A 10574-nucleotide genomic window follows, 5' to 3' on the forward strand; every position below is an offset into this window, starting at 1 on the left:
CAAGTTTCGACAAATTAGCGATAAATTTTATTACATTTATGTTTCAAACAGATGTCAAGTCACACATCATTTGTCATTTTTCTTAAGCGTGTAAAAAAACTGTCGATATTATTTTCTTAATATAATCTATCAAACAAAAAAAGAGTCGATTAAATAAATCGACTCTTTAAAATTTACTATTCTAGAATATCATCAATATATTTCATATATTTCGTCAAAGTTGCCGGAGAGATGCCGAATCGGGCCGCTGTGTCTTTTTTCGTGTCTTGCTTGCCATGAGCTTCTTTCCAAATATAACAGATGGCTGCTGCCCAGCCTTTCTCATTTTTCAACGGAGCAACTGCACGAATTTGCTGGATGACATGGAAAACCCAGCAGCTCATGACTTCTGTTTTCATCTCTTCTTTTTCAGCTTGCTCTAATAGTTTGACCGTTTGATAGGCGAAAAGTGCATCCTCTGAAACGTCAGCAGCCGCAGAATCTCCATTTAGAAGCAGCTTTACAAAATGATTTTCAAAAGGAGCGGTTATTCTCTTTGAGCGTATCACCGCTTCAAGATGCTCTGTTTCTCCCTTTGTGCTGCTGATATAATAGGCTGCGAGACGCTGTTCCACAGATGAAGGAAGAGCTTCCCTCCGCTCAATCCAAGGCGCCGGGCGGTCTTCGCCGGGATATTGCGACTCGACTTTTCTCCAGATCGTCTCGGCAAAGTCGGTATGTCCCGTAAAATAAGCAGAGCATGAAAGCCAGTAAAAGAAGGTGTCGTCACCTTCAAAGCCGATTTTATATAATGATTTGAGCCATTTATATCCGATCTCGTAGCGGCCGACAAGCGCCAAAGTAGCACCCAATTTATAACGCTGCTCCATTAGCATCGGATAGACATTGGAGAGCTGATCACTCAATTCCGCCACTTTTTCGTCTTCTCTTTCATAATAGTAGAAAACGAGAAGATTGCATAAGGCGTGAAGATTTCCTTCATTATGAGAAAGCACTTCATAAGCGGTTTGCTTCGCTTTTACAACGTTTCCTGAATAGAAATAGGCAAGCGCGAGATTGTTGTATGCTGACCAAAGCTCCGGATATTCAGCTGTGATTTCCTCAAGCGCCGCAACCGCTTCAGCAAGCTGGCCGCTTTCCAGCAATGACTTTGCCCGATCCTGTTTCACCAGCAGTTCATCCTGATCATACAACGAATCCTCAATGCCGTCGTCTCCTAAATCGAGCAAATCAAGCAGACTATCGTTTTCTTCGGCGAATTCACCATCCGGGTCCGCATCAGAATAAGCGGCCGCTTCTTTATAAGCTTCCTGGAAGAGCCCCAGATGGGCAAAGTTATTCGCTTTAAAGTAATGGCACTCCGGCATTTCGGCCTCCAGATTTGCCATGATATAGTCAAGAAGATCGTTCGACTCTTGATACTGGCCCATTTCCGAATAAATGACCGCAAGCTGTGAAAGCATCTCTGAATCCTCCGGCTCCAAATGAACCGCGCGCTGAATCAGTTTGCTTGCCCGTTTTAGATTGCGCTCTTTATACGCTTTCAAGCCTTTATGAAAAAAATATTGTCCATCTTGAAGCAGCTGGACAATTTGTGCGTGATTTTTATGTTCAGAAGTGTGTTTTCCCACAACTACCCTCCGTTTTATACAATATTACCGTCAGTAGTATACCATAAATCTTAAGCCCCTCAATAGTTCAAAAGGAAGGATTGGGAAAATCCCTCCTCTTTTTTATTGGCTGATTCGACCAAAATTTACCCAGCTTTGTTTTCTAAGTCCGCATTCATTTTCAGCTGCTGTTCAGCAAAATCCCGATAAAGACCATGGGAAGCCATTAACTCATGGTGTGTTCCACGACCGGTAATTTCCCCTTTTTCAACAAACAAAAGCTGGTCCGCATCTACAACGGTAGATAGGCGGTGAGCGATCACAATCGTTGTGCGGCCCTCCATCAGCACCTCAAGCGCCTGCTGAACTGATTTTTCAGATTGGCTGTCGAGACTTGAGGTCGCTTCATCGAGCATAAGAATGCTTGGGTTACGGAGAAGCGCTCTCGCAATTGCGATTCTCTGCCTTTGTCCGCCTGACAGCATAATGCCGCGTTCGCCTACTTCTGTATCAAACTGATTCGGCAGCTCCTTTATAAAATTGAGCGCATATGCCATCTCCGCGGCTTTTTCGATCTCAGCATCCGTCACATCTCGTTCTAACCCGTAGCAAATATTTTCTCTGATTGTCCCGGACATTAACGGGCTTTCCTGCGATACATACCCGATGTGCTCCCGCCACGATTCAAGCGAATAAGTATCAATCGGCTCGTCCCCCAGCCGAATGGCCCCTGCAGTCGGAGAATAAAAACGTTCAAGCAGCTTAAACAGCGTCGTTTTCCCCCCGCCGCTCGGACCGACAATCGCTGTGACTTTACCTGCTTCAATAACAGCGCTGACCTCTTTTAAGATCAGCTGATCAGGCTTGTATCCAAAAGACACGCGATCAAGCTGGATAGGCAGATGCGCATTTTCAATTTGTTTTCCTGTCACTGTATCTTCCTCTTCCTCTGCCAAAATCTCAATCATTCGTTCTGTTGCACCGATTGATTTTTGCAGTTGTGTGAAAAACGTTGTAATCTGGCCCATCGGCATAATAATTTGAAACAAATATAAAATAAAAGCCACGAGCGCACCGGCTGTGAGCTCGCCTGATGAGACCTGCATGCCGCCATATCCGATCACTGCGACAAGCGCTGCCATTAACACGAGTGAAATAAGCGGGCCGACAAGCGAGTGAACCTTGGCTTCACGAACGCCAAGCTTAAATAATGAGGAAATCCCCATCTTCCCGCGCCCATATTCGACATCCTCCGCATTTGAAGCCTTAACAAGTCTAATTTCCGGGAGAATTTGATTCAGCAGGCCTGTAAAACGAGCCGTTTCATCTTGTGTTTCCCGTGAAATGGAGAACATTTTCCGTCCAATCGGCACCAAAATAAGAGCGGCCAGCGGAACAACCACTAACACAAGCAGTGTCAGCTTCCAGTTCATAATAAACAAGATTGTCAATGATCCAATGACAGAAATGATGCCTGTAATAAATCCGCTGATATGGGTTGTAATCAATTCTTTGACCACCATCGTATCGTTCGTTACACGGCTGACTGTTTCTCCGGAAGCATTTGTATCAAAATAAGAGACAGGAAGCTTAATTAATTTCTTCCATAATAAATCCCGCAGCCCAGAGATGATTTTTTGTCCATTATAGTTAAGGGCATAGGTGGCATAAGCGCTTAAACCCGCCTGAACGAAAAACACCAGCGCGATCAACCCGATTTGCGTGCCTGACAGATTTGACATAGAAAAACCATCGACAAGCTGCTTTGTTAATAATGGAATGAGCAGGCTGACCAGTGTGGTTACAACACTGAGGGCAAGCGCAAAGGCAAGCTTTCCATAAGAAGGATTGGTCCGTCTTACTAAGGCAAAAAAGGGTTTCAATTTACTTTTAGATTTTTGTTTCTTGGTTGGCATATATTTTCCTCCTGTTTCAGCGTTCAGAAAGGTGAAAAGTCATAGCAAAAGGATGATTTTTACTCTTTCTCAATCATATCAATGGAGAAAGACTTTTTCAGTATATTTTTGCCGTGATCAAAATAAAAATCTCCCACTCATTGTTTGAATAGGAGATTTTTTATGTTAGAGATCTTTCACAGGCTTCTTTTTTCTATAAGTCAATGTTACATCCTGCTGTCGCAGGTCTTCAATTATCATTTTGTACCGATCAACTTTTGCGGTATGTTCTTCTTTTATCATCTGAAGGGCAGCTTTTCGTTTTTCGCTTTTCGACTCAAGTTCTTCTTTTATTTTTTTTACAATCAATCCTTTTTGCCCTTTGATTTCCTCTTTTAATGAAGACTCAAATTTCTTTGTCAGGCTGAGAAAGTCGTTGATCGGTTGATTGAGGGTGGCCGCTTTCCCCTTCATTTCATCTTGGGTAAGAAACATATAGGTCGTTGATACAATTTCTGTTTCACTTTCTGAAAATAAGGAAGTCACTCTTCATATTCCTCCTAAGGCTGAAAATCAAATAACTGTGAAATCATTTCTTCTTTTTCAAACAGCTTTTCAATACTCTCGCGGATATTTTTGATAAAATCTCTTTTTTCTGTTGTCTGTTTTTTTAATTCAGCAACAATTCCATCATTAGCAGGAAGCGCACCTGTGTGGAATGATTCATGAACAGAGATTTTCTCCAATTTATCGAATGTGTGGCTGAAACCAGCTGCAAGCCAGAATTGAAGATCGAAGGCATAATGCGAAGGGTTTTCTTCCATATGATGAATCGCCGTGGTGATCGCCTGTTTTTTATCTATGAAGTCTTCATCGATTTCCTGACTGTAAACCTTCTGGTACTTAGAAATCGCATCTTCCATATCTTCAACGATTTTCATACCGTTTTGATAGATTCTGACAGCGGATGAGAGATTGACTTGAATCGTTTCTCCCGAGCCGCTCTTCCCTGTAAAATAAATATCGGAGCCTTTATAGCTGAAGCCTTTTTCCTTTGACAAGGCGTTGAGCATTTGAACGATACTGTGGCCGTCGACGATAAGTTTTAGTGCGTCTTTTGTTTCTGTGTCGAGTGTTTTCAATGAGGACAGAATTGATTTTACGTAGTCCACTATTTCACCAACGTCTTTTAAAGCTTGCATAAATTGGCCATGCTTTAGATGGTCAATGAAATGTTCGTACCGTGATTCTATGCCTCGCATACTCGCATTAATATTCGTTAATTCTTTTTTGATGACTTTCTTTTGCGTTTCATCAATATACCCATTTTCAGCTAACTGATCTACGACCGGTCCGCTGTTTCTCAACAAGGTATGAAGAAAACCTAAAAACGAAGGCAGTTCCTCTTTTATTCGGCCATACATTTGCTTAACATCATCAAAATGCTCATATAGGACACTTACTTTCTTTAAAGCGCCGTCTGTGTTTTTCACTTTTTCAATCAGGTCTATGTCTATCCCGCTGGCTGCCTTTATAAAACCGTTCAAGCCGTCTTTTTCATAGTCATCCTTATATTTTTGAAGGAATTTTTGAATTGACCTCACATCTTCGTCAGGAACCCCATCCATAATATTTCGGATGCCTTTTACACTTGTATTTGTATCTGCCATCTTCACATCACCGAATGTAATGAAATCGGCCTTGCCGCTGACTCCATACAGCGGGTCATCTTTTGAGATGCGTTGAGTGATGTTTGCTGTTACGCCTTTGTCTTCATAATATTTTTGGATTTCTTTTTTTAGCTTATCTGGTGGGATATCATTTATATCTTTTAAGCGTCTAATATGAAATTTATGCATTAGCCTATCTCTCAAATTCAAATCAGTTGCTAGCAGGTGGTCAACGCTTATTTGAGCTCCGTTAACCCCATAAACCTCATCAAATTCTCCGTCAATTAATTGAACCATCACCTGATTATTATTTGCCAGTGAGTGGCCCATAGCAAAGGTCTTTAAATCATGAGAATTCTCTGTTTCTCTTTTGGCATTTCTTACAAACTCTTTTGTCGCTTGGTACTGGCTGTCATCTATCCCTAAAAAGAGACCAAAGAAATTGTATGACCAGTCTTCGTTATCAGCACTCCCCTCTGAAATAATATGAAGTTGATTAACGTGTTGTTTATCATCCTTAATATAAATAGCTGTACCATCATATCCGGACTCTCTTATTGATGTATCTATTTTCGAATTTTTTTTAATAAGTTCATTAGATGTGTATATTTCCAGATTTTTTGGAAGATCTCGATGTGTTTCTTCTTTGTATATTCGACGCACCTCGACTTCAAAATCTGTTTTAGCTCTCTTTATTTCACTTTCAATATTAGAAGCAAATTTTTCTTTATAATCGTACTCCAAGTCAATTAAACGCAGCTTTACATTTTCATTTTCAAATATATTCTTATTTTCCATTTTCTCTATTTCTCCTTTTTAACTTTTAAAAAGGTAATAGAATCAATTATTTTTCGAACTTTTTTTTCTGCTTCTTCTTTCTTTAATGAACAAACCTCTTTACCCTTATAGCAAGAAAAACGAAAAGAATACTCTATTCCTAAATATTCCTCTTTTTTAGATTTAACATAACCAAAAAATCTATAAGAAAAATTATTCTTTTCATCCACATCATCAAAACTGCTTTTCTTTTGAGCAGAATATACAATTTTATCAGATAGCTCTCTTTCTTCGTATTTTCCTTTATAGCTATTTCTGCCGCTTACAATGTCAAGCATTGTATCCTTGTCATTCGCAAAACTTTTTTCTTGATGATAATCTAATTGCCCGTCATATTGAATGTTAGTTTTTTTATTGAAACTATCAAATACTATTGTTTCCTCATTTTCACCTTTACTTGAAAGATCAGGTACATACTCCCCATCCTCCGGAAACAACATCCTAAACCCTTTCAGCTTAGATTCAAGCAAATAATACCCTGGCTCCTCTTCTTTCGTTGACACCATGTACTCTCTCGTTTTTTCATCTTGAAACGCCGGAACTTGCGGCAGGTCTTTTGGATCCATGTCTTTTGGTTTTACGGCTTCTGTTTTATTGTCATTTGTGGTGTTTTTATCATTGTCTTGCATACTGCATCCTCCTGTCAGGGCAAGTAATAAGCTAAAGCAAATACATATGATCTTTTTCATTACGAACCTCCACGGGTTTTGTGAGAATAGAATTCTATTTTCATACCGAAAATAATCCTATTGACCTGGTTAATACGTGATTATTTTATCCTTTTCTATGTTACATCATGGTGGAATTTGGATAAATAGGAAATCCGACTTGGTTTTGATCTCCTTTCACTAACAAATCAAGCAAAACACCACAAACACATCAAAATACCTATTTCTTTTTTCATAAAATCGTTTATCATACGGCTCTTACTTAACCTCTTCATCTTTATAGTAGGTGAATCGAAACGAATACTCTATTTCCCTTAATTCTCTATAAGAAAAACTATTCTTTCCCTCTATATCATCAAAAGCCTTTTTCTTTGAGCAGATATCTCTCTTTCTTCGTATTTTCCTTTACATATCGCCAAAGGTAGTAGAGTTTATTATTTTTTTAACTTTTTCTTCATTGTCTTTCGGGTTTTGTTTACATGTATTTGCATTGGCGGAGCAGCTAAACATAAAAGAATATTCCATCCCTAAATAATCTTGTTTTTTCAATTTTATATAACCAAGGAAGATATAAGATGGTGTCTCTTCTTTGTCAAAGTTTTCTTGTCTTGAGGCAAAGTAAATATCTTTATCCTTCGTTTCTAATTTCTGAAAATCACCTTTGTATTCATTTTTACCGCTAATAATATCCAACATATTCTCCGGTTCGTTTATAAACGATTCATTTTGATAAAACTTAACTGAAGCATTCATTACTATATTCGTTTTTTTATTAAAACTATCAAAAAATAGTGACTGTTTGTCTTTGAAGTTTCTGAGTCGGAATACTCCGCATCCTCCGGAAACAACATCCTAAACCCTTTCAGCTTAGACTCCAGCAAATAATACCCCGGCTCCTCTTCTTTCGTTGACACCATGTACTCTCTCGTTTTCTCATCTTGGAACGCCGGAACCTGTGGCAGGTCTTTTGGATCCATTTCTTTTGGTTTTAAGGCTTCTGTGTTATTGTCTTTTGTGTTGTTTTTTTCATTGGTGTTCATACTGCATCCGCCTGTCAGAGTAAGTAATAAGCAGAAGCAAAGCAAGATGATTTTTTTCATGACGAACCTCCACGGGTTTTCGGCTAATTTGCCTAAATCATTTTTGACCTTAATTACAAAGTGATTTTTAGCCTTAATATTTTTGTATTCATTTTATTTCTCCTGTTTGTTATAAAAAGGTGATCGATTTTACGTGTTTTTTAACCTGGTCTCCTAAATGATCTTTATCTAACGTACAAGACTTTCTATTATTTGGACATCTAAACATAAACGAAAATACGATACCTGCTTGTTTTTTCTCGGGTGAGTTAATATAACCGAAATATCTGTATGAAAAGTTGTATTTGTTTTTATCGTTTTGAAAATGATTTTTCTTATGAGCAATATAAATATCTTTGTCTGCGTGCTCTAGCTTTTCAAAATTGCCATTTTAACCATTTTCATTCCTTACTTGCTCTAACATTGTCTCAGGATTATTAATAAAAGATGTTCCTTGGTAATACTCTATTTGTGCATTTAACATTTTATTTTTTGTTTTATCATAACTATCAAATGCGATAATTTCTTCATTTTCATCACGACTAGACAAATATTTCGAATATTTTGCATCCTCCGGAAACAACATCCTAAACCCTTTCAGCCTAGACTCCAGCAAATAATACCCCGGCTCCTCTTCCTTCGTTGACACCATGTACTCTCTCGTCTTCTCATCTTGAAATGCCGGAACTTGCGGCAGGTCTTTTGGATCCATATCTTTTGGTTTTAAGGCTTCTGTGTTATTGTCTTTTGTGTTGTTTTTTTCATTGGTGTTCATACTGCATCCGCCTGTCAGAGTAAGTAATAAGCAGAAGCAAAGCAAGATGATTTTTTTCATGACAAACCTCCACGCGTTTCACTGATAGATTGTTACAACATGATTATTTAGTTCTATCCGTATTACAATATAGAATCATACTGAAAAAAGACCGCCGCGTTCTATCGGCAGTCTTGACCAGACATGATTGTTACTCTTTTTTCGAATAAAATACTCTGGATATAAACAGGCCAATGACTCCTAACAAGATGAATAAGACCGCTCTCCAAACAATATCAATCGAAGCAGAATCTATTAAAATTATTTTGGCAAGTGTAATGAATAAAAAGATCAGCCCAATTCGGTTCCATGTCTTGTCTTTGGTTGCGTAATAAACAGCATACATCACAATAACAAATATAAACCATGACAGGGATACTCCTACGTTTACTGATACGCCGTCAATCCTATCCGACATCCATATGGATAATTTGCTGAAGAATACAAGCAGCAGCAATGAAACAGCGGACGAAACAACAGTTGTGACTTGTTTATAATGTATTTTCTTCGAATACAGATAGCCGCCAAAAAGTGAGCTGATCAGCAGCAGCCAAGAGACAATGCTGAGAACGTGTAATGAACGTGCCGGGTATTGTATGAGGCCGCAGGCTGCCTGTAATAATACAATCACTCCGGCAATGCCGATCAACCAGCTTTTTTTGCGGTATGACACGTAACACATCATGATTCCTTGTAAGGTGAATATGATGTACAGCAAGATCACATTTTCAGCTAATGCATCCGCTGCCAATACATTAAAATAAATCATAGAAATGAGAAAAAACGTATGTTTGATTTCGGCAAATTCTTTACTTTTCCATAAGCTTAACAACAGGTAAAACACAAATGCAGCAGTATAAAAGACGTATAAGGCTGTATCGTTTTTCATGTACAGGACAACCCCTGTGATGAAAACGACAAAAGCTCCGATTGTAACAGCTGTAAGATAGACAGCTTTTTTAAATTGGCTGTTCGATCGTAAGGCTGATAGGATCGTAATCGCCTGCTGTAGGATAAATACAGCAAGTGTCCAACCCGTCACCTGCGCATCTGTAAATGATAAGAAAGCAAAAATCGCTAATATGAAAGCATAGTTTGCTATATTCCATGCTACGCTGTACTTTTGTTTAACTGTCTCATATATTAAGCCTGCGAAAACCAATGACTCATATACATAAAAGATGTATTCATTTCCTTGTTTCCCGCCAAATAAAAAAGGATACAAGTAAACACCTGCGACGATAATCGCAATCAGTGTTTGTGATCGGTATTTCCTTGATATGTACACACCGCCCGCAACGCCTGCAGCAAGAAGGATCATTGTAAGCGGCGTCGGTATAATCTGGTACAGCATGTTACCCGCAAACAAAGAAACAATATAGACAATATTACTGCCCGCCAATAATGAACTGCCCAATACACTGGCATTTTTCTTATGTGACCTGCTACCGAGAACATATAGCACAATAGAGACAATAAGTCCTGCCCCTACCCTCATATATGCGTTGATCCAGCCTTTTTCTGCAGCTGCCACAAATGCCCAAACCATACCAAGAAGAAAAACAAAAATAAAGATCTTCGGAAGCCAATTTCCCGCCATGTTTTCTAAAGTGCGGTTCTCTTTTCGCGGAGCCGGCGTCTTTTGTGGAACTTCGGTTTCCTTGTTGATTTTTGGGTGCTCATCCGTTTTGACTACTGTTTGTTCTTTCTTGCCAGCAGCGAGATATGCGATCTCCCTTTTGACACTTTCCAGTTCTTGTTCTAAACGTCCAACTCTTTTGTTCAGTTCATCAATTTTTTCGTTCACCATTCTCTCCTCATTTTTCGAATAATTAGCAGCCGCTTTTTCATACTATGTCTTTTCCTCACTATCCTGACCGGTTTGTATAAAATAATCCTAAAGACCTGATATCCATTTGAGATTTTCATTCTAAGTCATGTTACATCATGGGAAATTTTTGTTAAATAGGAAATTCGATTGGTTTTTTTATTTCTTCTATT

Annotated in this window: 6 protein-coding genes and 2 pseudogenes; all 8 read right to left on the bottom strand. The window is 38.8% G+C overall.

Annotated elements, in window-relative coordinates; all coding sequences use genetic code 11:
• Window positions 1-176 precede the first annotated feature (176 nt).
• Window positions 177-1631, bottom strand: coding sequence for a tetratricopeptide repeat protein (locus ACFVP7_RS19090; protein WP_064671547.1), 1455 nt, complete (start codon window positions 1629-1631; stop codon window positions 177-179).
• A 125-nt stretch (window positions 1632-1756) separates the two neighbouring features.
• Window positions 1757-3526: a multidrug resistance ABC transporter ATP-binding protein/permease BmrA gene (gene bmrA, locus ACFVP7_RS19095; RefSeq protein ID WP_338731086.1), complete on the bottom strand. Its 1770-nt coding sequence runs from the start codon at window positions 3524-3526 to the stop codon at window positions 1757-1759.
• Window positions 3527-3691: 165 nt separating this feature from the next.
• Complete coding sequence (locus ACFVP7_RS19100) at window positions 3692-4051, bottom strand: hypothetical protein (protein ID WP_338731088.1); 360 nt, start codon at window positions 4049-4051, stop codon at window positions 3692-3694.
• A gap of 14 nt (window positions 4052-4065) precedes the next feature.
• On the bottom strand, window positions 4066-5973 hold the full coding sequence (locus tag ACFVP7_RS19105; RefSeq protein WP_338731090.1) for a DUF6792 domain-containing protein: 1908 nt from the start codon (window positions 5971-5973) through the stop codon (window positions 4066-4068).
• A 5-nt stretch (window positions 5974-5978) separates the two neighbouring features.
• Window positions 5979-6701 carry a lipoprotein YvcA gene (locus ACFVP7_RS19110; protein WP_116315812.1) on the bottom strand — a complete coding sequence of 241 codons (723 nt, stop codon included), beginning with the start codon at window positions 6699-6701 and terminating at the stop codon, window positions 5979-5981.
• Between the two features lie 384 nt (window positions 6702-7085).
• Window positions 7086-7780: pseudogene (locus tag ACFVP7_RS19115) on the bottom strand (lipoprotein YvcA).
• A 109-nt stretch (window positions 7781-7889) separates the two neighbouring features.
• Window positions 7890-8594: pseudogene (locus ACFVP7_RS19120) on the bottom strand (lipoprotein YvcA).
• A gap of 130 nt (window positions 8595-8724) precedes the next feature.
• Window positions 8725-10383, bottom strand: coding sequence for a DUF2339 domain-containing protein (locus tag ACFVP7_RS19125; protein ID WP_338731095.1), 1659 nt, complete (start codon window positions 10381-10383; stop codon window positions 8725-8727).
• Window positions 10384-10574: the final 191 nt, after the last annotated feature.

This window comes from Bacillus sp. SG20033, assembly GCF_044570195.1.
In the GTDB taxonomy this organism is placed as follows: domain Bacteria; phylum Bacillota; class Bacilli; order Bacillales; family Bacillaceae; genus Bacillus; species Bacillus subtilis.